Annotated in this window: 25 protein-coding genes and 1 riboswitch; of the genes, 8 read left to right on the top strand and 17 right to left on the bottom strand. The window is 66.3% G+C overall.

The window, feature by feature from the left end:
* Positions 1 to 37: 37 nt before the first annotated feature.
* Positions 38 to 868, bottom strand: a complete 831-nt coding sequence (locus ACIA76_RS14480; protein WP_397152252.1) for an SAM-dependent methyltransferase — start codon at positions 866 to 868, stop codon at positions 38 to 40.
* Positions 869 to 1,051: 183 nt separating this feature from the next.
* On the opposite strand from ACIA76_RS14480, the gene ACIA76_RS14475 reads away from it, so the two are divergent.
* Positions 1,052 to 1,801 carry a type 1 glutamine amidotransferase domain-containing protein gene (locus ACIA76_RS14475; protein WP_397152251.1) on the top strand — a complete coding sequence of 250 codons (750 nt, stop codon included), beginning with the start codon at positions 1,052 to 1,054 and terminating at the stop codon, positions 1,799 to 1,801.
* A 161-nt stretch (positions 1,802 to 1,962) separates the two neighbouring features.
* On the opposite strand, the gene fabG is transcribed toward ACIA76_RS14475, so the two are convergent.
* The 3 genes from fabG to ACIA76_RS14460 all read right to left on the bottom strand — a co-directional run bounded on the left by fabG (position 1,963) and on the right by ACIA76_RS14460 (position 3,864).
* On the bottom strand, positions 1,963 to 2,715 hold the full coding sequence (fabG, locus tag ACIA76_RS14470; protein ID WP_397152250.1) for a 3-oxoacyl-ACP reductase FabG: 753 nt from the start codon (positions 2,713 to 2,715) through the stop codon (positions 1,963 to 1,965).
* A 67-nt stretch (positions 2,716 to 2,782) separates the two neighbouring features.
* A complete protein-coding gene (locus ACIA76_RS14465; protein ID WP_397152249.1) occupies positions 2,783 to 2,995 on the bottom strand; it encodes a DUF397 domain-containing protein in 213 nt (70 codons plus the stop codon).
* The gene (locus ACIA76_RS14460) at positions 2,992 to 3,864 is read right to left on the bottom strand and encodes a helix-turn-helix domain-containing protein (RefSeq protein ID WP_397152248.1); all 873 of its coding nucleotides are present in this window, start codon (positions 3,862 to 3,864) and stop codon (positions 2,992 to 2,994) included. Before ACIA76_RS14460 ends, ACIA76_RS14465 begins: the two co-directional genes overlap by 4 nt.
* A 156-nt stretch (positions 3,865 to 4,020) precedes the next feature.
* On the opposite strand from ACIA76_RS14460, the gene ACIA76_RS14455 reads away from it, so the two are divergent.
* Both ACIA76_RS14455 and ACIA76_RS14450 read left to right on the top strand, forming a co-directional pair.
* On the top strand, positions 4,021 to 4,269 hold the full coding sequence (locus ACIA76_RS14455; RefSeq protein ID WP_397152247.1) for a hypothetical protein: 249 nt from the start codon (positions 4,021 to 4,023) through the stop codon (positions 4,267 to 4,269).
* A complete protein-coding gene (locus ACIA76_RS14450; protein WP_397152246.1) occupies positions 4,259 to 4,480 on the top strand; it encodes a hypothetical protein in 222 nt (73 codons plus the stop codon). Before ACIA76_RS14455 ends, ACIA76_RS14450 begins: the two co-directional genes overlap by 11 nt.
* 228 nt (positions 4,481 to 4,708) lie before the next feature.
* Here the strand turns inward: ACIA76_RS14450 and ACIA76_RS14445 are convergent, their stop codons facing one another.
* The 3 genes from ACIA76_RS14445 to ACIA76_RS14435 all read right to left on the bottom strand — a co-directional run bounded on the left by ACIA76_RS14445 (position 4,709) and on the right by ACIA76_RS14435 (position 6,176).
* Positions 4,709 to 5,524: a DUF4190 domain-containing protein gene (locus ACIA76_RS14445; protein WP_397152245.1), complete on the bottom strand. Its 816-nt coding sequence runs from the start codon at positions 5,522 to 5,524 to the stop codon at positions 4,709 to 4,711.
* A gap of 143 nt (positions 5,525 to 5,667) precedes the next feature.
* Entirely contained in the window at positions 5,668 to 5,976 is a 309-nt protein-coding gene (locus ACIA76_RS14440) for a hypothetical protein (protein ID WP_397152244.1), read from the bottom strand.
* Positions 5,973 to 6,176: a hypothetical protein gene (locus ACIA76_RS14435; protein WP_397152243.1), complete on the bottom strand. Its 204-nt coding sequence runs from the start codon at positions 6,174 to 6,176 to the stop codon at positions 5,973 to 5,975. Before ACIA76_RS14435 ends, ACIA76_RS14440 begins: the two co-directional genes overlap by 4 nt.
* A 308-nt stretch (positions 6,177 to 6,484) precedes the next feature.
* Here ACIA76_RS14435 and ACIA76_RS14430 point away from each other — a divergent pair, with 308 nt between their 5' ends.
* Entirely contained in the window at positions 6,485 to 6,682 is a 198-nt protein-coding gene (locus ACIA76_RS14430; protein ID WP_397152242.1) for a hypothetical protein, read from the top strand.
* 66 nt (positions 6,683 to 6,748) lie between these two features.
* Here the strand turns inward: ACIA76_RS14430 and ACIA76_RS14425 are convergent, their stop codons facing one another.
* The 5 genes from ACIA76_RS14425 to ACIA76_RS14405 form a co-directional block, all read right to left on the bottom strand.
* Positions 6,749 to 7,495, bottom strand: a complete 747-nt coding sequence (locus tag ACIA76_RS14425; RefSeq protein ID WP_397152241.1) for a succinate dehydrogenase/fumarate reductase iron-sulfur subunit — start codon at positions 7,493 to 7,495, stop codon at positions 6,749 to 6,751.
* Between the two features lie 2 nt (positions 7,496 to 7,497).
* On the bottom strand, positions 7,498 to 9,432 hold the full coding sequence (locus tag ACIA76_RS14420) for a fumarate reductase/succinate dehydrogenase flavoprotein subunit (protein ID WP_397152240.1): 1,935 nt from the start codon (positions 9,430 to 9,432) through the stop codon (positions 7,498 to 7,500).
* A 35-nt stretch (positions 9,433 to 9,467) separates the two neighbouring features.
* Positions 9,468 to 10,295, bottom strand: coding sequence for a hypothetical protein (locus tag ACIA76_RS14415; protein ID WP_397152239.1), 828 nt, complete (start codon positions 10,293 to 10,295; stop codon positions 9,468 to 9,470).
* A 1,108-nt stretch (positions 10,296 to 11,403) separates the two neighbouring features.
* Positions 11,404 to 11,694, bottom strand: a complete 291-nt coding sequence (locus ACIA76_RS14410; protein WP_397152238.1) for a hypothetical protein — start codon at positions 11,692 to 11,694, stop codon at positions 11,404 to 11,406.
* A gap of 100 nt (positions 11,695 to 11,794) precedes the next feature.
* Positions 11,795 to 12,757, bottom strand: a complete 963-nt coding sequence (locus tag ACIA76_RS14405; RefSeq protein WP_397152237.1) for an alpha/beta fold hydrolase — start codon at positions 12,755 to 12,757, stop codon at positions 11,795 to 11,797.
* A gap of 426 nt (positions 12,758 to 13,183) precedes the next feature.
* On the opposite strand from ACIA76_RS14405, the gene ACIA76_RS14400 reads away from it, so the two are divergent.
* The gene (locus tag ACIA76_RS14400) at positions 13,184 to 14,074 is read left to right on the top strand and encodes a LysR family transcriptional regulator (RefSeq protein ID WP_397152236.1); all 891 of its coding nucleotides are present in this window, start codon (positions 13,184 to 13,186) and stop codon (positions 14,072 to 14,074) included.
* A gap of 75 nt (positions 14,075 to 14,149) precedes the next feature.
* Here ACIA76_RS14400 and ACIA76_RS14395 read toward each other — a convergent pair whose 3' ends face one another.
* Together ACIA76_RS14395 and ACIA76_RS14390 are read right to left on the bottom strand one after the other, a co-directional pair.
* On the bottom strand, positions 14,150 to 16,105 hold the full coding sequence (locus tag ACIA76_RS14395) for an acyl-CoA dehydrogenase family protein (protein ID WP_397152235.1): 1,956 nt from the start codon (positions 16,103 to 16,105) through the stop codon (positions 14,150 to 14,152).
* Between the two features lie 124 nt (positions 16,106 to 16,229).
* Positions 16,230 to 17,414, bottom strand: a complete 1,185-nt coding sequence (locus tag ACIA76_RS14390; protein WP_397152234.1) for an AAA family ATPase — start codon at positions 17,412 to 17,414, stop codon at positions 16,230 to 16,232.
* Positions 17,415 to 17,567: 153 nt separating this feature from the next.
* On the opposite strand from ACIA76_RS14390, the gene ACIA76_RS14385 reads away from it, so the two are divergent.
* The 3 genes from ACIA76_RS14385 (at position 17,568) to ACIA76_RS14375 (ending at position 19,335) form a co-directional block, all read left to right on the top strand.
* Positions 17,568 to 17,831 (top strand): hypothetical protein, encoded by a 264-nt coding sequence (locus ACIA76_RS14385; RefSeq protein ID WP_397152233.1) that lies wholly within the window; start codon positions 17,568 to 17,570, stop codon positions 17,829 to 17,831.
* 221 nt (positions 17,832 to 18,052) lie between these two features.
* Positions 18,053 to 18,218: riboswitch (cyclic di-AMP (ydaO/yuaA leader) on the top strand.
* Positions 18,219 to 18,236: 18 nt separating this feature from the next.
* A complete protein-coding gene (locus ACIA76_RS14380) occupies positions 18,237 to 18,899 on the top strand; it encodes a C40 family peptidase (RefSeq protein WP_397152232.1) in 663 nt (220 codons plus the stop codon).
* Between the two features lie 55 nt (positions 18,900 to 18,954).
* On the top strand, positions 18,955 to 19,335 hold the full coding sequence (locus ACIA76_RS14375; RefSeq protein WP_397152231.1) for an RNA-binding S4 domain-containing protein: 381 nt from the start codon (positions 18,955 to 18,957) through the stop codon (positions 19,333 to 19,335).
* A 246-nt stretch (positions 19,336 to 19,581) separates the two neighbouring features.
* Here ACIA76_RS14375 and ACIA76_RS14370 read toward each other — a convergent pair whose 3' ends face one another.
* The 3 genes from ACIA76_RS14370 to ACIA76_RS14360 form a co-directional block, all read right to left on the bottom strand.
* Entirely contained in the window at positions 19,582 to 22,485 is a 2,904-nt protein-coding gene (locus tag ACIA76_RS14370; protein ID WP_397152230.1) for an ATP-binding protein, read from the bottom strand.
* A gap of 99 nt (positions 22,486 to 22,584) precedes the next feature.
* On the bottom strand, positions 22,585 to 25,488 hold the full coding sequence (locus tag ACIA76_RS14365; RefSeq protein ID WP_397152229.1) for an ATP-binding protein: 2,904 nt from the start codon (positions 25,486 to 25,488) through the stop codon (positions 22,585 to 22,587).
* Positions 25,489 to 25,792: 304 nt separating this feature from the next.
* Complete coding sequence (locus ACIA76_RS14360; RefSeq protein ID WP_397152573.1) at positions 25,793 to 26,962, bottom strand: cation:proton antiporter; 1,170 nt, start codon at positions 26,960 to 26,962, stop codon at positions 25,793 to 25,795.
* Position 26,963 lies beyond the last annotated feature (1 nt).

Genomic DNA, 26,963 nt, shown 5'->3' with positions numbered 1-26,963 from the left:
GTCGGGTGGGTATGAATTGTCGCCTGCGCTCACGTCCTCAGACTTTGCGCCCGACCCCGCCCACGATGCAGTGCCGAACCTCCGAAAGCGGTGCCAGCCGTGGCCCGTCGGGCCACCACTCGTCGCACAGCACCAGCCCCGGCTCGACCATCTCCAGATCACCGAACATGGCCTGGATCTCCGCCCGGGTCCGGAAACGCCCGCCGCCCATCGGACTGTGCACGAACTTGTCCTCCATCTTCCGGGCCAGCTCGCTGTACCGGTCGATCTCCGGATCGAAGAAATGCGCTATGACCACATACGATCCGGACGCCAGCGCATCGATATAGGTCCGCATCAGCTCCGCGGCATCGTCGTCCAGATAGTGATGCAGCGTGCCGACCTGGAACAGCGCCAGCGGGCGGCTGAAATCCAGCTCCTCCCGCACGGCCTGGTTGCCGAGCACGTCGAAGGGCCGGAAGATATCGGCCTCGACGATGCTGGTATCGGTGTTCTCCTCCAGCAACACCCGAGCGTGCGCGAGCACCAGCGGATCGTTGTCCACATAGACCACCCGGGAGTTCGGCACGATCCGCTGGACCACCTGATTGGTGTTCTCCGCGGTCGGCAGCCCCGAGCCGAGATCGAGATACTGGTTGATCCCCGCCTGACTCGCGAGGAACCGGCAGGCCCGGATCAGGAAATCCCGATTGGCCCAGGCCAATTCGGCCACACCCGGCGCCACCGTGGCGACCTGCGCCAACACTTCACGGTCGACTTCGAAGTTGTCCTTACCGTTGAGCGCCGCGTCGTAAACACGCGCGATGCTGGCACGACTCGTATCCACCCCCACCGGCACGGCACTCGGGTAGGACTGCGGCTGCGACATCGGGGCTCCCCTGCATTGTTCCGCTGGTTATGACAGCAAGTCTGCCCCAATCAGCCTTGTACCAAGGCGAATACGGCCGGATCGCCCTGTTCGTCCTTTATCGGTCCCGATCGTGGCCTTGGTACCGATACAATCGGCTGGAAACAAACCGTTCGGTCAATTGCGGTGACGAAAGGACGACTCGTGATCGTTTTCCTTCTTCCGGACGCCGACTACGACCCGACCGAATCCGCAGTACCGTGGGCGGCGCTGCACGATGCCGGCATCGATGTCCGTTTCGCCACCCCGACGGGTGCTCCGGCCTTCGCCGACCCGCGCCTGACCGAACAAGGATTCTCCCTGCTCTCGCCGGTACTCATGACTCGGCGGGATGGACTGGCCGCATACGACCGGATGTGCCGAGACCCGCGGTTCCGCACGCCGATGGCGTACGCCGACGTCCTCGCGGACAAGCCCACCGGTGTATTCGTGCCCGGCGGTCACGCGCCCGGCATGAAATCCATGCTGGAATCGACTGCCGCCCAGGAGATTCTCGCCCGAGCGATGGTTTCCGAGCTTCCGGTCGGGGCCGTCTGTCACGGCGTGCTGCTCGCCGCCCGCGCCCGGCACCCCCAGACCGGACACTCGATCCTCTACGACCGCAACACCACGGCCGTCACCGCTGTCCTCGAGCTCTCGGCGTGGAACCTGACTCGGCTGTGGCTGGGCGGCTACTATCGCACCTATCCGACGACGGTACAAGCCGAAGTCACTGCCGCACTGCGAAATCCGAAGCAATTCGAACGGGGCCCGCTGATCCCGCGCCGCGATACATGGACCGAACCCGGGCGCGGTTTCACCGTCCGCGATCGCAACTACATCTCCGGCCGCTGGCCCGGCGACTGCCACCGCCTGGCCATCGAATTCCGAGACATGGTCATCGGGCACCGATGACAGCTACGGAGTCGGTTGGGCGACATGGTTTCCAACCGACGCGTCACGACCATCCGGTAACAACATGCCGAGCCGGGGGCTACTGTCGCCGCCTACCGCGCTGATGACGGCCGGGCACCGGAGCGTCCGGGCGGGGGTGGCCCGGACGCTCGGCTGGGGGATCAGTCCTTCGGGCCGCCTGCCACGTAGATGACCTGGCCGGAGACGAAGCCCGCTCCTTCGCTGATCAGGAAGGACGCGGTGTGGGCGATGTCCTCGGGGAAGCCGACGCGCTGGACGGGGATCTGGGTGGCGGCGGCCTTCTGGAATTCCTCGAATTCGAGGCCGACGCGTTCGGCGGTGGCGGCGGTCATATCGGTGACGATGAAGCCGGGGGCGATGGCGTTGGCGGTGACGCCGAACTTGCCCAGTTCCAGGGCTAGGGTCTTGGTGAAGCCCTGCATACCCGCCTTGGCGGCGGAGTAGTTGACCTGACCGCGGTTACCCAGCGCAGACGTGCTGGACATGTTGACGATGCGGCCCCATTTGGCCTCGACCATGTACTTCTGGGCGGCCCGAGTGAGCAGGAACGCGCCGCGCAGATGTACGTTCAGCACCGCGTCCCAGTCGTCGACGCTCATCTTGAACAGCAGGTTGTCGCGCAGGATTCCGGCGTTGTTGACCACGACGGTCGGGCCGCCGAGCTCGTTCGCGAGCTGCTCGACGGCCGCGGCGACGGAATCCTCCTTCGACACGTCCGCGCCGAGCGCGACCGCCCGGCCACCGGCCTTGGTGATCGCCTCGACGGTATCGGCGCAGTGCGCGGCGTCCAGGTCGAGCACGCCGACCGAAAGACCATCGGCGGCAAGGCGTTTGGCGACCGCCGCCCCGATACCGCGCGCGGCTCCGGACACTACGGCAACTCGATCAGCCATTGATCACACGTCCTCTCTCCGATGGCCGCGGCGCGGCCGACTGTGGTGCTCTCGAGTTTGAGCGTAGCTATTGGGGGTGGGGGAACTTGCTGGACTGGATGGTGGTGGTGAAGGTGTCCCACTCGGTAGGGGTGAACACGAGGGCGGGGCCTTCGGGGTTCTTTGAATCACGGATACCGACGTAACCGCTTGCAAGCCAGGCGATTTCGACGCAGTCATTGCCGCCCTCGCCACTGTATGACGACTTGAACCACTCTGTGCCGGAAAGGTTGGTGATCACCGCTCGTGTCTCCTTGCTGTCTTCCTGATCAAATCCCTGGATGGTTCCTCTTCCAGCGCCGATTTCCGAAGGATGTCGTGGGCGGCACGAAACTGCTTCACGACATCTTCGTCCTCAAATACCGAGGTCATGAGAGCTTCGGTGTAGACAATGGGTGGTTCATTGTCCGGGAACTCGAGAATGATGTGTGGCGTCAACAGGACACCGGCCGGGATCCCTGCCGCGAACGGCACGATCCGGATCGATATGTTGTCGCGTGTACTCATATCGGCCACATGCTGTAACTGAGCTGCCATGATCCGGCCGGATCCGACCAAGCTGTACAGCACGTTCTCCTGCAACAGGAATTCCGCACGCAATGCCAGGTGCGGTCGGGTGAGTATTCGCCCTCGCTGCATTCGGCTGTCCACATGTGCATCGATCTCGTCCATAGGGCGGTCCGGATCGGCAAGTCGGGTCAACGTCCGCGCATAGTCCGCCGTCTGTAGCAGTCCGGGAACGGCGATCGACTGGTGGAACCAACCGTTGGACGCATACGACTCCAGCGAGGTGTACGTCTTGAATACCGGATACGGCCGATGCTGACCGTTCTTGCACCATATCTTCGGACTGAGTTGGTCCACCAGGGATTTCAGGAATTGGATCCGGGCCTCCGGCAACCCGTAGTACCGGCCGAGAAAGTCGGCTTCCATCTCCCGGACCTTCGTGTACTGCCCCAACTCGATCCGACTCAGCGTGGGGCGGCTGATTCCGGTGGCCGCAGCGACCTGATCGAGCGTCAGGCCGCGGGCTTGGCGGGCGTCCCGCAGTACCTTGCCCAGTTGTCGACGCGGGAGTGTCGTACCGCTGAGATCCGCCTTGCTCGGCATCACCGTTCCCCCTGCTCTCTCAGCCGACGTGCCGTTTTCTCTCGGCTCGAGAATCGCGGTGGCAACATCGGAGAATCATTCTGGGCGTTTGGGTCTCTTAGCTGAACCGTGAGCGAGGGCCTTCTCGCTCGATGTGACTCACGCCACCATATCCGCATGCCCCGACAACCAGGAAGCCTCTCACCAGCCGAAGCCCGAATCCTGCAGGCGCTCAACCACGGCGGAATGCTGACCGAACGTCAAATCAAGATCTCCGCCAGCCTCACCGCCTGGACCACCCACCAAGCGATATCGAACCTCGCGAGCCGCAGCCTGATCGTCACGGGAGCACGCCCGGGCCGCTACGAGATCACCCGACTGGGCCGAAACACGTTGGCGGCGAGAGCCCCCGGCTATGCGCGGTGAACAGGGCTCCCCACTCCCCACCGAACCGGATGTGCACCTGTCGGTATTCCTCCAAGGCCTGCGCCTCGACTTCGCCGCATGTCACAGCGCCGCAACAGTATTCATGCGGGAATGGCAGGCCAGGCACTGGGTCGACGCCGTGACCATCGTCCCCGACGATCCGAGCGGCCTACCGCGCCTGCCCAACGAACGCCTCTATCTAGAGCCATAACGCCCTGGAGCTATCAGCCCCAACGCATTCCGTCAACAATGGTCACTGACCGAGTTCGAGCAACAGCTACAACAACTCGTATAGCTGATGGACCCGCTATCGGGGCCCACGATCGTCCCCCGCACTCATCCGCTGTCGCCGAGCCCGCTCGCTCGCTCGCGCACAGTGTTCTCCCGCCCGGGCGTATCCATTCCGGCCACTCGGATGCCATGGCGCGCACAAGCTCTCTTACTCCACCCAGAGCGTCCAGATGTTCCGCTCGCACACCAGCGCGTGATCATCGGCGGTGCGCCCCGTCTTATCGGTAGCCGGATTGCATTTGGTGCCACCGGTGTACACCGCCGTGGACACCGTGTACGGCCCGTTCCAGCGGTAGCCGCTGGTTCCGCTCAGGCACAGCAGGGTGCTGCCGTCGGCGGTGGTGCCGATGAGGGCGGCCTGGGCCTCGGTGCACACCTCGCCCTTGGTGACCGTGGTGGGCTGGACCGATGCGCTGGTGGTCGGGGCGGGGGCGGCGTAGGTCGGCGCGGTCGCGGTGGGGGGCGGGCTCGCGACGGTCACGATGGTGGTACCGACCGAGGCCGGGTCGCTGCGTAATGCGGGGCGTGGCAGGGTGACGCCGGAGAGTACGACGACGCCCGCGAGGGCGACGACCTCGGCGACGCCGATCATCAAGGCGAACAGGGCCATTACGCGGCCGCGGGGATGGCTGAAGGAGATGAAGCCGAAGACGATCGCCACCGGGAACAGGCCCAGGAGCGCCGCGACCAGTGCGACGATCGAGTACGGATTGACGATGGGCGGCACCTCGACTCGCAGTCGGCCGGTGCGGCGGCGACTCGGTGTCTCCCAACGTTCCTCGTCCGGTTCGACTGGTGGGCGTCGAGTATGCGCGACATCCCAACGCTCCTCGTCGGATTCGGCCATGCGGCGGCGATTCTGCGCCGCCTCCCAGCGATCCTCATCAGGTTCGGCCACCGGCCACCGTTCTTCATCGGAAACCTCAGGCCAGCGTTCGACCTCGGGATGTTGCTTCCTGGCCATACGGTTCCTCCACATCACCCTCGTGCAGGAACCTGGAACACACGGACCCGCCCCGATATCGATGAAGGATAGGGGGCGCAGCCGTGCCCGCAACCCCCTTCGGGCGGAGCAACAGGAATGATCTTGTCGATCGAGGGGCCGAATCAGTCCCAGTAGACCGGGTTTTCACCGATCAGGGCGATCCGCAGGCGCAGCAACCATCCGGCGCCCCAGAGGATAAAGCGGTCGTATCGGTCCAGCGCGGTATGCGATCGACGCACGCGCACCGGCGGCGCGACGGTATGCCGCGTCGAATCCGGGCGAACCAGATACAGCGGACGAACCGACCCGGCCCGCGCTCGCGCATGCCGTCCGGCATGCCGATGCATGACCGCGTGCCGGGCGCCGCGCGGGCGAGCTCCGAACAGCTGCACCACCTTCCGGCCGCCGCCGGCCTCGACCAGCGCGGTCACGGGAGTGCTCGTTCGTCGAGCACGCAGCGACCCTCCTCGACCAGCACCGCGCGGGCGCGCCGGCGCACCTTGCAGGTGTCGACCGCGCACTCCAGGTGCACTTGCATTGCGGCATGGGCATGTTCGACCGTCATCACACCCGGATCGACACCGCAGCCCAGCAGACCGGCCACGGGGAGGTGCAGGTTGGTCAGCTGCATGCCGCCACCTCCGAATCCCGTTCGAACACCGGTGACGCATAGCGCAGTACAGCCATGACTCCTCGTTCCTGCGAGCGGATCCTGAACGCGCCCGGAGGGTTCAGGAGTGCGAAGGGACCGAGCGTCTTACTGCTCCGGGCACACTCCTAGCATCCCTCAGCCGACCCGGCGGCGGGTGGATTTCCGCGAGATCCGAGCGGATTTCCGGCAAATGTTCAGCAGCGCTGCGCCCCATCGAGATCACGAATCGAATGCTGTTGCGTATCGAATGGATGTTTGCCCGGGCTAAGGGCGGGTACATACAACTCGTGGACCGTGGGCTGAGGAATACCTCCCACAGAGACCGCAAGCTGCTGCCCGGTGATTGGGTCGAACGACTGATCGTGGGATTGCTGTTCGCGGTCTCCGCGGCAGGCATATACATACTGACCGGAGCGGTGCTGTCGGCATTGCTGTTCGGAATGCTGGTCGCGGTGGTCGCGATCGGCGTGGTGTCGATGCTCTAGTCATACAGCTGTGGGGGGCGGTGTCGGGCCGCCCCCCACATTTCCCTGTGGCTCAATGACTTCCGGCTATCGCCGGAACAGTTTGTTCCCCAGCCAGACGATCGGATCGTACTTGCGATCGACCACGCGCTCCTTCAACGGAATCAGCGCGTTATCGGTGATCTTGATATGTTCCGGGCAGACCTCGGTGCAGCATTTGGTGATGTTGCAGTAGCCGAGACCGAAGTCCTCCTGGGCCATTTCGCGACGATCGGCGACATCCAGCGGATGCATCTCGAGCTCAGCGACGCGCATGAGGTAGCGCGGCCCCGAGAAGGCATGCTTATTGTCCTCGTGGTCGCGCACGACGTGACAGGTGTTCTGGCACAGGAAGCATTCGATGCACTTGCGGAACTCCTGCGAGCGCTCGACATCCTGCTGCTTCATCCGGTACTCGCCCGGCTTCAGATCCATGGGAGGTGTGAAAGACGGTATCTCCCGGGCCTTTTCGTAGTTGAACGAGACATCGGTCACCAGATCGCGCACGACCGGGAAGGTGCGCATCGGCGTCACCGTGACGACCTCGTCCTCTTGGAAGGTCGACATCCGGGTCATGCACAGCAGCCGCGGCCGACCGTTGACCTCAGCCGAACAGGATCCACACTTACCGGCCTTGCAGTTCCAGCGCACCGCCAGATCGGAGGCCTGGGTGGCCTGCAGCCGATGGATGATGTCGAGAACGACCTCGCCCTCGTTCACCTCGACGGTGTAGTCCACCAGGGCGCCGCCGTCGGCGTCGCCGCGCCAGACTCGGAATCGAGCGTCGTAACCCATTGCTACGCATCCCCTTTCGCTGCAGTCGCCGGATGTACGGCGATCTCTGCGGAGGTGTAGTACTTCTCGAGCTCGCCCAGGTCGAACAGGGCGAGCAGCTCGGCGCGCATGGGCGTCTGATCCTCGGGGGTGACGGTCACCGCGGGCACGGTCTGCCCTACCCCGTCCGGATCCACCCGGCAGACCAGCAGTTTGTTGCGCCACTGCGGATCCATCTGCGGATGGTCGTCGCGGGTATGCCCGCCGCGGCTCTCGGTGCGCAGCAGCGCGGCCTGCGCGACGCACTCACTGACCAGCAGCATGTTGCGCAGATCCACCGCGAGATGCCAGCCCGGATTGAACTGCCGATGCCCCTCGACGGTCACCGTGTCGAACCGCTCGCGCAATTCGGCCAGGTGCTCGATGGCCTGTTTCAGCTCATGTTCCTTGCGGATGATCCCGACCAGATCGTTCATCGTCTGCTGCAGATCGGTGTGCAGGGTGTAGGGGTTCTCGCCGGGGCCCTCGGCGGGCGGATCGAACGGCGCCAGTGCGGTTTTCGCGGCCGCGGCGATATCGGCGTCGGTGATCGCGGGGCGCTTGCCGCCCAGCTCCTCGACGTAACCGGAGGCGCCCAGCCCGGCCCGGCGGCCGAAGACCAGCAGATCCGACAGCGAATTGCCGCCGAGCCGGTTGGAACCGTGCATACCGCCGGAGCATTCACCGGCGGCGAACAGTCCGGGCACGGTCGCGGCGCCGGTATCGGGATCGACCTCGATACCGCCCATCACGTAGTGACAGGTCGGGCCGACCTCCATCGGCTCCTTCGTAATATCCACGTCCGCAAGCTCTTTGAACTGATGATGCATCGACGGCAGCCGCCGCATGATCTCGGCCGCGGGCATGCGCGAGGAGATGTCGAGATAGACGCCGCCGTGCGGGGTGCCGCGGCCCGCCTTCACCTCTTCGTTGATGGCGCGGGCCACCTCGTCGCGCGGGAGCAGATCCGGGGTGCGGCGCGCGGAATCGTTATCGCGCAACCACTGATCGGCCTCCTCCTCGGTCTCGGCGTACTGACCCTTGAAGACCGACGGGATATAGTCGAACATGAAGCGCTTACCGTCGGTGTTCTTCAGCACCCCGCCGTCGCCGCGCACGCCCTCGGTGACGAGGATGCCCTTGACGCTCGGCGGCCAGACCATGCCGGTCGGATGGAACTGCAGGAACTCCATGTTGATCAGCGAGGCCCCCGCCCGCAGCGCGAGCGCGTGACCGTCGCCGGTGTACTCCCAGGAGTTCGAGGTGACCTTGTAGGACTTGCCGATTCCACCGGTCGCCAGGACCACCGCGGGCGTCTCGAACAGGATGAATCGCCCGGATTCGCGCCAGTAGCCGAAGGCCCCGGCGATGCGGCCGTCATCGGTGAGCAGATCGGTGATCGTGCATTCGGCGAAGACCTTGATGCGCGATTCGTAGTCGCCGGTCTCGGCGTGATCCTCCTGCTGCAGCGAGACGATCTTCTGCTGCATGGTCCGGATGATCTCGAGTCCGGTCCGGTCGCCGACGTGCGCGAGCCGAGGGTAGGTGTGACCGCCGAAGTTGCGCTGGCTGATCCGGCCGTCCGCTGTTCGATCGAACAGCGCCCCATAGGTTTCCAGCTCCCACACCCGGTCGGGGGCCTCCTGCGCGTGCAGTTCGGCCATCCGCCAGTTGTTGAGGAACTTGCCGCCGCGCATCGTGTCCTTGAAATGGGTCTGCCAACTGTCCTTCTCGTTGGCGTTGCCCATGGACGCCGCGCAGCCGCCCTCGGCCATCACGGTGTGCGCCTTGCCGAACAGCGATTTGCACACCACCGCGACCGACAGGCCGTGCTCGCGGGCCTCGATTACCGCTCGCAGGCCGGCGCCACCGGCGCCGATCACGACGACGTCGTACTTGTGCCGCTCGACTTCAGGCATGGAACCGAATACTCCTGGGAGACTGTGTCATTGGATTAGTTCACGAACCGCGGGTCGGCGATGGTGCCGCTGGCGACGAGCATCACGTAGAAATCGGTGAGCATCAGCGTGCCGAGCGTGGTCCAGGCCAGCAGCATGTGCCGGGTGTTGAGCTTGGAGATCTGGGTCCAGAACCAGTAGCGGACCGGATGGGCGGAGAAGTGCTTCAACCGGCCGCCCGCGATATGCCGGCAGGAATGGCACGACAGCGTATATGCCCACAGCAGAACGACATTGACCAGCAGCACGAGATTGCCGAGCCCGAATCCGAAGCCGCCCGATTTGCCGTGGAAGGCCATGATCGCGTCGTAGGTGTTGACCAGTGAGACGATCACCGCCGCATAGAAGAAGTACCGGTGGACGTTCTGGATGATCAGCGGAAGCCGGGTCTCCCCGGTGTATTTCGCATGCGGCTCGGCGACCGCGCAGGCCGGCGGCGAGAACCACACCGCGCGATAGTAGGCCTTGCGGTAGTAGTAGCAGGTCAGCCGGAACAGCAGCAGGAACGGCAGCACCAGGAAGCCGAGCGGAATCCACATCGGCAGCGCGCCCACCCAGTGGCCGAGGTGGCTGGAGCCCTCGACACACGAGGTGCTCACGCACGGTGAGTAGAACGGCGTCAGATAGTGATAGTCGGGAACCCAATACGCCGTGCGCACAAAGGCTCTCACGGTGGCGTAGACGATGAACGTGCCCAGGCCGAGCACCGTGACCAAGGGCGGCACCCACCATCGGTCGGTGCGCAGGGTTCGCGCCGCGATCGCCGCCCGACCGGCGCTGGACACTCCCGTGCCCGATTCGGGCACCCGTGCCGGTGCGCTCACGACACCACCTCATCGGCGCTCGGTGCCATCGGACGCAGGGCGGGCTGTGCTGTCTGTTCGCTCGCAGGCTGGCTCACTGCTGGATGCCTCGCTGATCTACCCCGTGGAACGTCATCGTTACCTCCGGCATCGGATGTGATGCTGAGCACCATACGACACCCGAGCTATGACCCGTACGGGGTCCCGGGAATATCGACGGGGCTGGATTCATATGATTTGCGCCACATTGTCTGATCTTCGTCTGTGGCCCTCGCGGCAGTGAACCGTAAGCAAACGTCACGAACTCTCGTGAATCCCAGTGCGATTCGGGCAGTGGCGGCAATACGGTCAATTCCGGTCGGGTGGTCGTCGCGCTTGTCGTCACATACCAGCAACAAGTCTGTGACGGGCTGTCCGGGGTGGGCGCCTGCCTGGTGGCCGGGGGCGCCTGGCCGATTCGGGCCTGGAACCTATTGCCTACCTGACGGATTGGGCCGCTACCTCCTGCGGGATCCCCATGGTGCAAAAGGTGCTGTCCCGCAGCGGATTCGATGGACCTGCTCGGGATCGACGAGAAGGCCGCAGCAGACGTCCTGGTCCGAGGCTATCGCTCCAACAAGCCGGCCGCTTTCTGTGTTTGTTGGCCTTCGCTTCGCTGCGGCGGGCTCGCGGCCCTGAGTCTCGGCGGGGGGCCGGCGGGCGCCGCCGCCGGGGCGCTCCGCGGGGGGGCGCGGCCCCCGGCGGCGCGGCCCGGGGGTCCGGCGCGGCCCCCGCCGCCCCGGCCGCGCGCCGTCGCTCGCCCTGGGGCTCGCTCCCTTGTGGGTGCGATACGACAGACCGTGTTGTTCCGGAGCGGCATTCTGGGGCTGCTCGAGGTGCTTGTGGGTCAACTCGGGGTGCTCATGGGTCGACTGGTGCTGCGGTTCGGCCCGGCCGGTCCCTTGTTCGCGTGGTTCGGCCCGGCCGGTCCCCTGTTCGCGTGGTTCGGCCGGCCGGTCCCCTGTTCCCGCAATTCCGGCCCCTAGGGCCGGAATTGCGGGACCTCGGAACGTCCGTCGGCAACGTAACCCCGATGACACGAAAAGGCGCCGGGGCGGCTGATGGCTGCTCCGGCGTGTTTTCGTAGGGGCTATTCGGTGCGGGGGCGGGAGTGGAAGCCGAGGCCCTCGTCCTGGGCGCCCATCCAGGCGGCCTCGTCGGACTTGGCGTCGGGGACGTAGATGACCTCTTGTTCGCGGCGGTCGGAGACCTCCGGGGGTGGGGACTGCTCGAATTCCTCGGCATCGATGGCGAGCCGTTCGAGATCGTTCTCCAGGCGGCGGACCGTGTTGGCGTCCCCGTAGTGGGTACGCAGTGCGCCGATGCACTGCCGGAGCTGGCCGACTGCGAAGCGCAGTTCGGCAATCTCGCTGCGTGTCATCGAAACCTCCTCGAGCCATGTGATCGACCACACATCGTGATCTACAACACAGTACGTGAAGATCGGCGATTCGTCCGTAGGAAATGCGTGCGGGACGAATTCAGCTCGCGGCCGCGAGTGCGGTGTCCTGTCCGCCCATGGTGGTCATGGCCCGATCTACCAGGGCCGCGATGGCCTCGGCCACCTCCTCGGTGCGCTCCAGGATCACGCTGTGCCCGGCGCCGTCGAGTCGCACCAATTCGGCCCCGGACAGCTGTGAGGCGAGCACGACCGAATGCGCGAACGGGATCATGATGTCGGCCGAACCGGCCAGCACCAGGGCGGGCAGATCGGCCAGCAGGCGCAGGGTCGCGGTCTCGTCGAAGCGGATCAGCGAATCCAGGAAGCACGCCATGGTCAGCAGCGGCGTGTCGTTGAGCATGGCGGTGGCCACGGCCACCATCCGCGGGCTCACCCTGCGGGTGCCGAAGGTCGCCTCGCGCATGATCGGTTCGAGGACGCGCCGGCTCAGTCGCTGGGAGGCCTGCATCATCCGCGGCGCCCGCCGCACGGCCAGCCGCAGCGAGCCGACCGTATGCCGATTCAGGAAGCGCGCGAGCCCGACCGTGGTGATCCCGCCCGCGGCCCCGGCGAGCAGGCCGATGCCGATGACGCGCGCGCCGATCGCCTCGGGGAACAGCCGGGCGAAGGCCAGCACGACCATCGCGCCCATCGAATGTCCAACCAGCACAAGGGGTCCCGCGGGTGCGATGGTGCGCAGCACCGCGTCGAGATCGCGGCCGAGCTGGTCGATGGTGTAGGTGGCCGGATCGGCGGCGCCGGATTCGCCGTGGCCGCGATGGTCGTAGAACACCATGCGGGTATCCGAACCCCATTGGCGCAGCAGCTCGTCCCGCAGGAACGACCAGGATTCGGCCCGCAGACAATGCCCATGCACGAAGACGACCGTCAACGGCGCGGCGGGCGAGCCGAATTCGCGCACGGCGAGCGGTGTGCCGTCGTCGGCGGTGACGGTGACACGGCGGCCGTCGTATTCGGCCGCGCGGAGGGCGATCGTGGACATGTCGTGCTCCTGGAGAGTCCGCTCGTGCCCGGTTGTCGATAGGTATTACCGACGCGTCAACCCCTCGAACCTGGCGTTATGCACACGTTGTGGAACCGGTGCCGCGAATAGACCGCGCGGTCGGATGAGGTTCGTCAGGAGAATCTCGGCCAATCTAGTAGATATCCTAGAAACGCGTAGATTGCCCGATGAACGGGCTGATCATCGTTATCTGCACCTATCTAGCTTCTCGCCTAGACAGACTGAGAAATCGGAATGCGGCGGGACCGAACGATGACTCCGGCCGCTGCTGTCCCGGCGAACAATCAGTAACTTCGTCACGCCCGGTGGCCCTGACGTCAACGCGCTGGTGGTGACGCCAGGGTCGCGCAGTTCGGCGATTGCGTAAGCTGAGCGACCGATTGGCCTGCGAGACGAGAGTTTGCTGTGGAGTTACGCGATATCGAGATCTTCCTGACCCTCGCGGAGGAACTTCATTTCGGCCGGACCGCGGCACGGCTGCACGTATCTCCCGGGCGCATCAGCCAGGTGATCAAGAAGCAGGAGCGCAGCGTCGGGGCGCATCTGTTCGAACGCACCAGCCGAGCCGTACGGTTGACTCCGTTGGGTGAGCAGCTGCGCGACGATCTGCGGCCGCACTACCAGGGCTTACTTCAGAGCCTGGTCCGGGCGCGGCTGGCGGCGCAGGGCAAGACCGAGATGTTGCGGGTCGGGATGATCTCCACGAATGCCTATGAGCTGCGGCCGTATTGGGACGAATTCCGGGCTCGCCATCCCGCGTGCGGCCTGACCATCCGCCACAACGCCTTCATCGATCCGTTCGTGCCCCTGCGCAACGGGGATATCGACGTGCTGGTCGCCTGGCTCCCGGTCGAGGAGCCGGATCTGACGGCCGGGCCGGTCGTGTTCTCCGAGCCGAAGGTGCTGCTGGTCTCCTCGGATCATGAACTGGCCGAACGGATATCGGTGCCACCGGAGGTGCGGGGCGACTTCGCCGGAGCGACCGCGGTCCCGAGTCTGCCCGAATACTGGGAGGATTCGTTCCACCCGTTCTACACACCCACCGGCCGCATGGTGGAGAAGTCGCTGTTCGTCCGGAGTGTGGAGGACATTCTGGTCGCGGTCGGCAGCGGTGAGGTGATTCAGAATCTGGGCGCACACGCCAGTCGCCACTTCGCCCGCCCGGGCATCGTCTTCCTGCCTATCGAGGACTCCGCGCTGCTGCGATGGGCGCTGGTGTGGCGCTCGGATCGGGAGAACCGATGGATCCGCGGGCTGGCCGATATCGCGCGGGATCTCGGCACGATCGAGATGTGACCCCCGCCGGACCACCGGCCCGCGGCATCGAATGCGGTGCGGGCCGATGGCTTTCCGGGTTCGGCGTCCGGAGTTCTATGTTCCCGCAGTCGTTCTGGTCGAGGGCAGGAACGGGGTGAGCAGATTCGATTCGGTGGAGGCGCCGAACTGCCATTCGGCGATCCACGGTCCGGTGCCCTCGCTGGGGTCGAGCACGCCCTCCTCGAGCCAGCGGAACCGGCCGTCGAGCACCTCGCGGGCGAGTGCGGCATCGGCGTCATCGGTGTTGTCCCACAACGTATCGAACAGGCGCTCCACCCGCAGCCGCGCCTGCTTGCAGAAGGTGTCGGCCAGCTGTTCGGCGGCCGGGCCCTCCGGACTGCCCGCCACCCGCAGTGCCTGCGCGCGCACGCAGGCCGCCGACATGGCGAACAGTTCCGCGCCGATATCGACGACGCGGCCCAGGAAGCCCTGGCGGTATTCGAGTTTCGCCTGCCAGCGCGCCATGGCGTACATCAGCGACCGGGCCTGCTTGCGCGAGGACCGTTCCACGAAGCGCAGATGCTTTGCCAGCGACCCGAACTCGGTGTAGGCGGCGGGCACGGTTCCGGCGCCGACCGCGAGCTGCGGGAACCATTTGGCGTAGAAACCGCCCGCCCCGACCGCGGCCTTGGCCTTGGCCTTGAATTCGGCATTGCGGTCGACCAGCGCCCCGGCCGCGGCCATATGGGCATCGGCCATCTCGCGGGCGATCAGCAGCCGCATGATCTCGCTGGAGCCCTCGAAGATTCGGTTGATGCGCAGATCGCGCACCAATTGTTCGGCGCCGACGGCACGTTCGCCGCGCGCGGCCAGCGATGCCGAGGTCTCGTAGCCGCGTCCGCCGCGGATCTGCACCAGCTCGTCGGCGATGGTGCAGCTCATCTCCGAGGCCCACAGCTTGGCCAGTGCCGCCTCGATGCGGATATCGTTGCGCGCCTCGTCGCACATGGTGCCGGACAGATCCAGCGCGGCCTCCAGGGCGAAGGTCGTCGCGGCGATGAACGAGAGCTTCTCGCCGACGGCCCCGTGCTCACCGACCGGGCGACCCCACTGCACACGGGTGGCACACCATTCGCGGGCGATCTTCAGCGCCCATTTGGCCGCGGCCGTGCACAGCGCCGGGATCGCGAGCCGTCCCGCGTTGAGCGTGGTGAGCGCGATCTTCAGGCCGTCGCCCTCGCGGCCGATCAGATTGGCCTTCGGTACCCGCACGTCGTACATGCGGGTGACGCCGTTCTCGATGCCGCGCAGACCCATGAACGCATTGCGCCGCTCGACCGTGATACCCGGCGAATCCGCCTCCACCACGAATGCGGAGATGCCGCCGCGATGGCCCTCGCTCTTGGGCACCCGCGCCATCACCACGAGCAGCTCGGCGACCACGCCGTTGGTGGTCCACAGCTTCACGCCGTTGAGCGTGTACGCCTCGCCGTCCTCGGTCGGCGTGGCCGTGGAGGCCATCCGGGCCGGATCGGAGCCGACATCGGGCTCGGTGAGCAGGAAGGCGCTCACGGCCCCTTTCGCGCAGCGCGGCAGGAACTCTCGCTTCTGCTCGGGGGTGCCCGCGAGCTTGAGCGGTTCGGGGACGCCGATGGACTGATGCGCCGACAGCAGTACGCCCAGGCTCGGATGCGCCGATCCGACGATCATCAGGGCCTTGTTGTAGCCGACCTGTGAAAGGCCTTGCCCGCCGTACTCTTCGGGGATCTTCAGGCCGAAACAGCCCAGTTCGGCCAGGCCGCGCACGTATTCGGCGGGGATCTTCGAGGTCTCCTCGATCACGGCGCCGTCGATGGTCTCCGCGAAGGCGCGCAGTCGGTGCAGATAGGCCTCGGTCTTGGCCGCATCCGCCTCCGAGGGCTGTGGATAGGGGTGGATCAGGTCGAGCCGGAAGCGCCCGAGGAACATCTCCTTGGCGAACGACGGCTTGGCCCAGGTGGTTTCACGCGATTCCTCGACGAGCGCCCGGGCCTGTTCCTCCGTGGCGTCGACTTTCGCGGTAGTCGCCATGATGTCCTCCTCGGACGTGATCGGAATCACATTCGAGTGTAGGAGTGTTGGTTACTCGCCGGTAGGGGTTCGGGGGCAGGGAAATCCAACCGTCGCTAATGATCTTGGCGGATAAGAGGATTGCTCAGCTCACACTGCGGAGATATCGGCCGAAATGGGGCACGGTGAATCCGATGGTTCCCCGCTCCGCCGAGTAGATGAGGCCCTTCTTGATCAAGCCGTCGCGCGCGGGTGACAGTGAGGCGGGTTTGCGGCCGAGTTCCTGGGCGACCGCCGACGTCGCGACGGGCCCATCGTCGCCGGACAGATCGGCCATGGCGCGCATGTACTCTCGCTCGGCCGGGGTGGCGCGCTCGTAGCGGGAACCGAAGAATCCGACCGCCAACTCCTCCTCGGCCGCCGGGGCGGCCAGCTCCACATCCTCCGCGCCGATCGGGCTCTGCGCCGCGAAGTCCCAGGTCGCCTTGCCGTAGGCCTGGACGAAGTACGGATAGCCATCGGCCTTGCGGTACAAGGCATCCAGCGCGGTCTCGGTGAACTTCACCTGTTCGCGATCGGCCGGGGCGATGAGCGCATGGTCGGCCGCCGCACGGTCGAGCCGATCGATCTTGTGATAACTGAACAGTCGCTCCGAATAGCTTTTCGATGCCGACAGCACCGCGGGCAGATGCGGCAGCCCCGCGCCTACGACGATCAGCGGCGCCCCCTCCTGGCTCAGCTCGTGGCAGGCGCCGCAGACGGCCGACACATCGGCGGCGCTGAGATCCTGCATCTCATCGATGAAGATCGCGATCCCCACACCGATGTCCCGGGCCACCTGGCCCGCCTCCATCAGCAGTTCCACCAGGTCGATCTCGATATCACCGGAATCGGCACGCCCGGTTACCGCGGGCACATCGATACCCGGCTGCCAGCGCTCGCGCATGCCCTTATCGGCGGTGGAGCGCAGCGCGAAGGCCTTGAGGATGCCCAGGAAGTCGTCGACCATCTCCGGATTGCGATGGGCCACCGCGACCTGCCGCACCGCCATATGCAGCGCCGAGGCGAGCGGTCGGCGCAATTCCTGATCGGGCCGGGCCTCCAATTTGCCCGTGCCCCAACCCTGGGACCGCGCGGCCGACCGAAGCTGATTGAGCAGCACGGTCTTTCCCACCCCGCGCAGCCCGGTGAGCACCACACTGCGCTCCGGCCGCCCCCGCGAGACGCGCTCCAGCACGATATCGAAGGCATCCAATTGCCTGTCGCGCCCGGCGAGTTCGGGCGGCCGCTGGCCGGCGCCGGGGGCGTACGGGTTCCGCACGGGGTCCATGCCCATACACCGTAGCCAGTGCGCACTGAAATCTGGCGATATCTACGGTATGTCCTAGAAACAGCTATCGGCCCGCATACGGGGTCGAAAGCGCCTGGCGGACACCTAGGCTGGGGACTGTTCGCGTCCGGGTCCCAGCGCAGGGAGAAGGTTATGTCCGAGGAGCCCATCCCCACCGTGGCCGAGGTGGTCGAGTCCTGGAACGTACCGGCGGGGGCACCGGTTGCCGCGCGCATTCGCAACAGCATTCTGGTGGCCATCGAACGGGGTTATGACGATCCACAGCTGGTGGCCGATCTGGCGGTCGGGCCGTTGGTGATGGCGCTGGGGCAGCTGGAGGTCGGTCTGGCCGACGCGCGGCGGCGGATCGAGGAGTTGGAGCGGGCGCTGGACGACCGCGACGGCTCCGAGAACTGACGTCCAGCCCCGTAACGCTCGCGGCTCTCGGTTCTATAACACCGATGAGTGCTCCAAGATCGGGTTGTACCCACCGCCCGAACTCGTGAAACCGCAGGCCGCCCATGGTCGGTGTTAGTTGGGCCTTAACTATCGGGTTCTACCGGTGGACATCGACGCGGCGTGGCCGTAATCTTCTCGTGACTTCACGGAGTCTGTCGCTTCATCGGAGAGGCGGCCCGAGAAGTCACCCGCCTAATCGGTGGTCGAGCGGGCAGCTCGAACGCCGAACCGGGGACCCAGGTGTGTTGGGGTGAATCCCTTTCGGTCGCAAGGCCGATGGGGTAGGGCCGAAACTTCCCGGCCCGAACCCGTCAGCTAACTCGGTCGGCGGCGTGGGCAGGAAGAAACAGGAGATTCAGCTCGGTGGGTAAGCACAGTTTGCAGCGGGAATCCCGGCTGCCGAATTCGGTCAAGGGCGCGTTGGTTTTCGGCGCCGTGGCAGCGACAACCGGTGCGATGCCGGCGATTCCAGCCATGGCCGCGACCGTCGACATCCCCGGCGTAGGTAACTTCGACGTACCGCTGGGTGACCAGCAGGTCAACGAGGTGAACCAGGCGCTGGCCGCGCACGCCGATCAGATCAAGCAGGTGCAGCAGGCGCTGGCGCCGCAGGCCATGGCCCCCGGCCAGGCCGCGCCCGGCCTCCCCAACTTCGCGCCGCCGATGTTCCAGCAGCAGACGGCCGGTGACGTCGCCCTCGACGCGGCCAAGTCGAAGCTTGGCGCCGAGTACGTGTGGGGCGCTACCGGCCCGGATGCCTTCGACTGCTCCGGTCTGGTGCAGTGGGCCTACAAGCAGGCCGGAATCAAGCTGCCGCGCACCAGCTTCGAGATGGAGCACGTCGGCCGACCGATTGCCCTCTCGCAGCTGGCGCCGGGCGACATCATCGTCACGAGTAATGGCGGCCACGTCGTCATGTACGCTGGCGACGGCAAGATCGTGCAGGCGCCCACGTCCGGTGAGACCGTCAGTTTCGCGCACCTGAACACCGACGACGTCGTCACCGCACGCCGAGTCGCCGCCTGATTTCGCACCATGCCCGGTCGCATGGCGCGGCCGGGCATGAGGAGCGAATCTGGAAGTGTCACAATCAATCTCAGCCCGAGTCGACTCCTGGACTTGGGCCGTTCGGCTGTTCAAAACCCGATCCGCGGCCGCGACCGCGTGCCGTGGTGGGCACGTACGTGTCAACGGCGTAGCGGTCAAACCCGCACATCAGATCAAGCCCGGTGACGAGGTGCGGGTCCGGGTCAGCGGACTTGAGCGCATCGTGATCGTCGAGCAGATCGTCACCAAGCGTGTGGGCGCTGCCATCGCCGCCCAATGCCTGATCGATAAGAGCCCCCCGCCTCCGCCCAAGGAAATCGTCGCGTCGCTGCCCCGCCGCGATCGCGGCACCGGCCGACCCACCAAACGTGAACGGCGCGAGACGGATCGGTTACTCGGGCGCTCGCACGACTGAATCATTGCTCGCGGTGAGTCGCCCGATAGTCGTCGCGCGGCCACCTCTGCCCTGACGACCGCCGCGACATCCGTAACCAGTGCTCCGAGCATCAGAGCCGTGCACGCACTGGCGCAGGCGTTCATGCCATGCTCACCTGTACGTCCCACGCCTCCCGCTGCGACGACAGCGGCTGACCAAACGTTGACGGGCACCGGCCAAACTGGTTGACACAAACGACTTACGCCAAACGGTCAGTCGGCTCGCTTACGAGTGTGGTTCGGCTGACGGCATGATGGTTTCCTCGGCCGCGCGCTTCTCCAATGCCGCGAGGTATGCGGCGGCGGGTTCGGCTTCGGGTACGCCGAGGCGCTGGTAGATCTCGACGGCGGCACTCAGGTCGGTGACGGTGGCGGGGATATCGCCGAGTGCGGCCCGGCAGCGGGCGGTGCCGTCGAGGGCACGAGCCTGTTCGAGTTGGCCTCCGATTTCGCGGGCAAGGTCGAGGGCGTCGGTGAAGGCAGTCAATGCCTCGTTCAATTCACCTGTGGCCAGCGATACTCGCCCGATTCCGTTGAGTTCCTCGGCTTGGCCGAGGACGTCACTGACGTCACGGTAAAGAGTCAGCGCCTGTCGGTGTAGGTCTGCGGCCCGTCGGTGCTCTCCGGTTCGCTCATGCAGTAGACCGAGGTTACCGAGGGTGTCGGCCTGTTTCCGACGGCCACCGAGCTCCTGATTCAGTGCCAATGCTTGCTGCAGCAGCTCGGCGGCCTGCTCGTAGTCCCCGGTCTCCCGTGCCACGTAACCGAGAGATGTAAGGGCTTCGGCTTCCCCGTGTCGGTGCCCGACGTCTCGATAGCCGGTCAGGGCCTGACGATGAAGTTCGGCGGCTTGCTCGTAGTTCCCGGTTTCCCGCCGGACGAGGCCGAGGTAGTGGAGAGCGCGGGCTTCTCCCTGCCGGTAGCCGATGCCACGGTAGCGCGTCAGAGCGTCCTGCAGGACGGAGGCGGCTTGCTCGTAGCCTCCGGTCGCATGTCGCACGAGGCCGAGGTTGCCGAGGGCATGGGCTTCCCCGTAGCGGTCGCCGATGTCGCGGTAGCAAACGAGGGCCTGCTGCAGCAAGTCGACGACCTGCTCGTAGTCCCCGAGAGGCTGGTGCACGACGCCGAGGTTGTTGAGGGCGTTGGCTTGCCCGCGCTGGTTGCCGAGGTCGCGGTAGCGGGCCAGGGCCTGGCGATGAAGGTCGGCGGCCTGCTTGTAGTCTCCGCTGAGCTGGCACACGACGCCGAGGTTACTGACGGCGTTGGCTTCCCCGAGGCGGTTATCGAGGTCGCGATAGAGCGTCAGGGCCTGCCGGTACAAGTCGGCGGCCTGCTCGTAATCCCCGGTCTGCCACTGCAGTGTGCCGAGGTTGTTGAGGGCGTTGGCTTCCGCGAGATTGTCGCCGCAGCGGCCTGCGGCCTCGGCCGCGCGGCGGTGCAGTCGACTCGCAAACGGCCACGGTCCATCCCGGTCCAGCAGTCCAACCATCACCTCGGTGAACGCGATCATCCGTGCGGGATCACTTTCAGCGGTGCGGTCCAGGCAGGCCAGCAGATTGGCCCTTTCGGCGCGCATCCACGCCAGCGCCCGCATCTGGTCGACGAATTCGCGCACTGCGAGACTACCGGTATCGATGGGGGATGCGGTGTCTCCGTCGGCGGGGCGGGTATGGCGGGCCAACCACTGGTCGGCGTGAGCAGCACTGCGCTGGTAGTAGTCCAACAGCCGAGTCATTGCCGCGATGTTGTCTGCGGCCGGGGCGGTCGCGGCAAGGGTGCGGGCGAATTCGCGCAGTAGGTCGTGCAGCCGGTAGCGGCCGAGACTCGTCTCTTCGACCAGATGGTCGGTATAGAAAGCCTCCAGATGGCGCCGTGCGGTGTCGAGTGGGATATCCGCCAGCGCCGCCACCGCCCATAGGTCGAATTCGGCGCCGGGATGCAGACCCAGCAGACCGAACACTATCTGCTGGTCCACCGGGAGATCTCGATAGGACAGTTCGAACGCGGCCCGCACCGCTCGATCCGAGGTTTCGAGTTCGGCCAGCCGATCGGTTGTGGCAGTGAACATCTCGGCGAGATCGGTGATGTTCCAGGCGGGACGATGGGCCAGCCGACCTGCGAGCAGCACGATCGCCAACGGCAGATATCCGCATAGCTCGACGAGACGATCCACTGCCGCCCGATCTGCGGCATCGGTGATGGTGCGATGGGCCAGGGTGGCGAAAAGGCCTGCGGCGGAGTCGGGATCGAGCACGTCGAGTGCCAGGGGCGCGGCGCCGTCCAGGGCGATGAAGCGGCGTCGACTGGTCACCATCGTCACGCATCCGCTGCCGGTGGGTAGCAGAGGTTCGATCTGGGCGGGGCTGTGGGCGTCGTCGAGTAACAGCAGTACTCGCTTGTCGGCGAGCCGATCTCGCCACAGATCCCGGCGGCCTTCCAATGTATCGGGCAGGCTGCGAGGGTCGATGCCCAGGCCGGTCAGCAATCCGGCCAGCACTTCCGCCGGGTCCGCGACCGGTTGCCCTGGGGTGTGGGCGTGCAGGTGCACGAAGTACTGCCCGTCGGGAAACCGCGATGCCAACTCGTGTGCGGCGCGGATCGCCAGGGCCGTCTTGCCGACGCCCGGCATGCCGTCGATCGCGTGAATCGACACCACCCGCTCCGATTCTGCGGCCTGCACAATGCGCCGTAACTGATCCTCACGGCCCACCAGCGTGTCCACATCGCGGGGCAATGCCTTGGTCGCCACCGGCCGCGGCGGTGCTGGCCCCGCCGGAGTCTCAGCGATCGCGGAGGTCCACAACCGTTCCCACGCACGATGATCGATCAGATTCTCGCGAACGCGCCCCGGTTGAGCCTTGGCAAACGTGAACAACGTGACCAGCACCGGTACCACCGACTCGAACGTATGGGGCAGGTTGCGGCCGGATCGCCAATCGCTGATCCGCTGGGCCGTCACGGCCTGTTTCTCGCCGGGTCTGTGCGCGGCTCGCATTCGCTGTGTGGTCGTGCGCACTACCTGATCCAACGTCGGTTTCCCCGCCGCCTCGAACAGCTCGCCCAGCCGGTCGGCGAAAACTCTTCGCGGCGAATCCGATTCGTCGCCATGCCGCACGGGCGCCCTCTCCATGACAACCCATCCTACGAACGTGCGCCGACACGACAGCGCGACTGGTCCGATTCTCCCGTTTCTCCGGACCGGAATTCTCGTAGATGCCTTCTGACCGGATTACGGGTCCGGTTCGGTCGACGGCGTTGTGGTTTCCTCGGCCGTGCGCTCCTCCTTCAATGTCGCGAGGTATGCGGCGGCGGGCACGGCCTCCGGTACGCCGACGCGCTGGTAGATCTCGACCGCGGTGCTCAGGTCGGTGACGGCGGTGGGGATATCACCGAGGCCAGCGAGGCAGCGGGCGGTGCCGTCGAGAGCGTGAGCCTGTTCGAGAAGACTTCCGATCTCACGAGCTACCCCGAGAGCGTCGGTGAACGCTGCCAATGCCTCGACCAGTTCACCGGTGGCCAGCAACACCCGCCCGACGCCGTTGAGTTCCTCGGCCTGTCCGAGGCGGCTGCCGATGTCGCGGTAGAGGTCCAGGGCCCGCTGATGCAAGTCCGCGGCCCGCTGATGGTCCCCGGTTCTCTCATGCAGAATGCCGAAGTTGCCAAGGGTATCGGCCAGGTCGTGACGGTTGCCGAGGGTCTGGTTCAGGGTCAAGGCCTGCTGAAACAGGCCAGCGGCCTGCTCATGGTCCCCGATTTCCCGGTGCACGTAACCCAGCGATGTGAGGGCTTGAGCTTCTCCGTGGCGGTCGCCGAGGTCTCGCTGCAGGGCCAAGGCCTGCTGTAACACGCCAGCGGCTTGCTCGCAGTCCCCGGTTTCCCGGCACGCGAGACCGATTGCGCCGAGGGTTTGGGCTTCCCCACGGCGGTCACCGAGGCTGCGGTAGAGATCCAGAGCCTGCTGATGCAGCTCTACGGCCTGCTCATAGTCCCCGGCTTCCCGGCGCGCGTAACCGAGGTTGCTCGAGGCGGCGGCTTGTCCGAGACGGTGGCCGAGGTCGCGGTAGAGGGCTAGGGCTTGCTGATGTAGCTCTGCGGCCTGCCCTAGATCCCCGGCGACGCGGCGCACGAAGCCGAGGTTGTTGAGGGCGTTGGCTTCCCCGAGGTGGTGGCCGAGGTCGCGGAAGAGGACCAATGCCTGCTGTTGCAGGTCGGCCGCCTGCTCGTAATCTCCGAGGCGCCAGCTGACGACGCCGAGGTTGGCGAGTGCGTAGGCCTCCCCGAGATGGTCGCCGAGGTTGCGGCAGAGGACCAATGCCTGCTGCTGCAGGCCAGCGGCCTGCTGGTGGTTTCCGGCAAGCCCTTGTGCGATACCGAGGTTGACGAGGGCGTTGGCTTGCTTGAGGTGGTCGCCGAGGCGGCCGGCGGCATCGGCTGCGCGGCGGTGCAGTCGCGTGGCCAGTGGCCACGGCCCGTCTCGATCCAGTAGTCCGGCCATCGTCGCGGTCAACGCGATCATTCGCGCGGGATCATGGTCGGCGGTGTGCTCGAGGCAAGCCAGCAGGTTGGTCCGCTCGGCGCGCATCCAGACCAACGCCCGGATCTGGTCGCCGAACTGCCGTACCGCAACACCTCCGTTCTCCTCGATGAGTGTGGCGGGCCGGGTCTGCCGGGACAGCCACCGATCCGCGCGGGCAGCGGTGTGACGGTAGTAGCGCAGCAGGCGATCCATTGCCGCGGTGTTGTCGGCGGCCGGGGCGGTCGCCGCGAGGGCACGAGCGAATTCGCGCAGTAGGTCGTGCAGCCGGTAGCGACCCGGGCTGGTCTCTTCGATCAGATGGTCGGTGTACAAGGCCTCCAAGTGCCGCCGCGCAGTGCCGAGCGGGATATCACCCAGCGCAGCCACCGCCCACATGTCGAATTCGGTGCCCGGATGTAAACCCAACAGCCCGAATACGACTCGCTCCTCTATCGGAAGATCCCGATAGGACAGCTCGAACGCCGCCCGCACCGCCCGATCCGAGGTTTCGAGTTCGGCCAGCCGGTCGGTTGTGGCGGTGAACATCTCGGCGAGATCGGCGATGCTCCAGGCACTGTGGTGGGCAAGTCGCCCGGCGAGTAGCACGATCGCCAATGGCAGGTACCCGCACAGTTCGACAATGCGCTCGGCCGCTGCCAGATCCGTCGCTGCCTGAGCGGTGTCGCCGGTGATACTGCGATGCGCGAGGGAGGCGAACAGCCGCACGGCGGAGTCGGGATCGAGCACCTCGAGTGCCAAGGGGCTTGCCCCGTCGAGGGCTACCAGACGGCGGCGACTGGTCACGATCGTCACGCTGCCGCCACCTCCGGGCAGGAGCGGTTCGATCTGGGCGGGGCCGTGGGCGTCGTCGAGCACCAGCAGAATTCGCTTGTCCGCGAGTCGATCTCGCCACAGATTCCGGCGGGTTTCCAGGGTGTCGGGCAGGCTGCGTGGGTCGATGCCGAGATCGGTCAGCAGCCCGGCCAGTACCTCCGATGGGTCCGCGATTGGTTGGCCGGGAGTGTGGGCGTGGAGTTCGACGAAGTACTGCCCGTCGGGAAACCGATCTGCCAATTCGTGGGCGGCGCGAATTGCCAACGCGGTCTTGCCGACTCCGGGCATGCCGTCGATCGCGTGGATCGATACCACCCGTTCCGATTCCGCTGCCTGCGCGATGCGGCGCAGTTGGTCCTCGCGACCTACCAGGGTGGTCACGTCGCGCGGTAGCGCTCTGGTCGCCACCGGTCGCGGTGGGCCGCCGGGGGTTTCGCCTACCGCCGAGCTCCACAACCGTTCCCACGCTCGTTGATCGATCAGATCCGCGCGAATGCGGCCCTGCTGAGCTTTGGTCAAGGTGACCAGTGTGACCAGCACCGGTGCCACCGATTCGAATGTATGCGGCAGGGTTCGGCCGGATCGCCAATCACTGATTCGCTGTGCCGTCACGTTCTGTTTCCCGCTGGGACCGCGCGCGGGCCGCAGCCGTTGCGTGGTCGCCCGGGCCACCTGATCCAGAGTCGGCTTCCCGGCCGCCTCGAACAGCTCGCCCAGCCGGTCGGCGAAAACTCTTCGTGGCGAATCCGATTCGTCGCCATGCCGCACGGGCGCCCTCTCCATGACAACCCATCCTACGAACGCGCACCGACACGACAGCGCGACTGGGTCTATTGTCCCGTTTCTCCGGACCGGAATTCCCGTAGATGCCTTCTGAACTGCTGCTTTGCCGTCCGGACAACGGTTCGTCGTGGCTGCGCGCCGCGACTGCGATGACGATAAGGGACGTCTCGGCAGGTCGGGGGGACATGCGCGTCAGCGCGTAGGTCCGGGCCTGAGCCGGTATGAGAAGCGCCGCAGGTGGAGGGGATCAGCGGCGCTTCTCGGCACCGGCCCCACCGAACATGAACGGAGCGAAACGGATCGGCTACTCGGGCGCCCGCCCGGCCGAACCGTTGGTCTCGGGACCGCCCGACATCCGCCGCGCGGCGACGCCCGCCCCGATGGCCGCCGCGACGATGGTCACCAGTGCCCCGAGCATCAGCGCCGACGCCTCGCCCGGCACCAGCACACCCAACTGGGTCCCGACCGTCACCGCGGCCACCGGAACCCCGATCTGCGCGGCCGCCAGGGTGGCCAGGCTGATCGGCTGGCCCAGCAGGCGCATCAGGGCATGCGCCAGCACCGCCGCCAGCCCCAGCGTCACGCCGAGTGCGATCAGCCGTGGGTGTGCGCCGAAATCGCGCAGGTTCAGTCGCGCGCCCAGCCAGACGAAGAACAGCGGGCCGAGGAATCCCTCGGTGATCCCGAACAACTGACGCGCGACCCGGCGCGGCTCGCCGACCCCGGCCACCGCGAGCCCGGTGGCGAAGCCCGCCAACATGATCGAGACATGGGTACGGGTGGCCAGTGCCGCGATCCCGAACAGGATGGCGAGGCTGACGCGCAGTTCGAGGGCGAACTCGCGGCGCTCGGATTCCTCGTGGGCGCGCTTGCGCAGGCCGGATCGCTCCAGATAGCGCAGCAGGAAGAACAGCGCCACCGCGGTCACCGCGACCGCCAGCGCACCCAGGGCGGCCTGCCCTGCCGCACCGGTATCGATGACCAGCGGCAGCGCGACGACGCAGGCGGTGTCGGCGACGGCCACCTGCGCGGTCAGCGCCAGCACCGACTTACCCTGCAGCCGAGAGGAATCGATGATCGGCAATACCAGCGCGGCCGAGGACGAGGCGATCAGCACCGAATACATCGCCCCATGTCCGGTCCCGAACCAGTCGGCGACGGTGAATCCCGCCGCGGCCGCGAACACCCCGACCGCCACCGCCCGCACCGCACCGCTGCCCAACGCCGCCCGCACCGCCGGATCCCGCACCGGCACATGCGTCCCCGCCACGAACATGACCAGCGCGAACCCCATATCCGACAGAAACGCGAACATCGGATCCTCCGGATGCAGCACCCCGAACCCGGTGCGCCCGAACACAATCCCCGCGACCAACTCCCCCAGCACCACCGGCACATGCCAAGCCGCCCGCCACGACAGCAACGGCCCGGCCAACCCCAGCACGAAAACCAGCGCCAGCATGGAGAAGTCCATC

The organism is Nocardia sp. NPDC051570 (genome assembly GCF_044454005.1).
Classification (GTDB): domain Bacteria; phylum Actinomycetota; class Actinomycetes; order Mycobacteriales; family Mycobacteriaceae; genus Nocardia.
The sequence above is the reverse complement of the archived record's forward strand: the minus strand, read 5'-3'. Positions and strand labels throughout refer to the sequence as shown.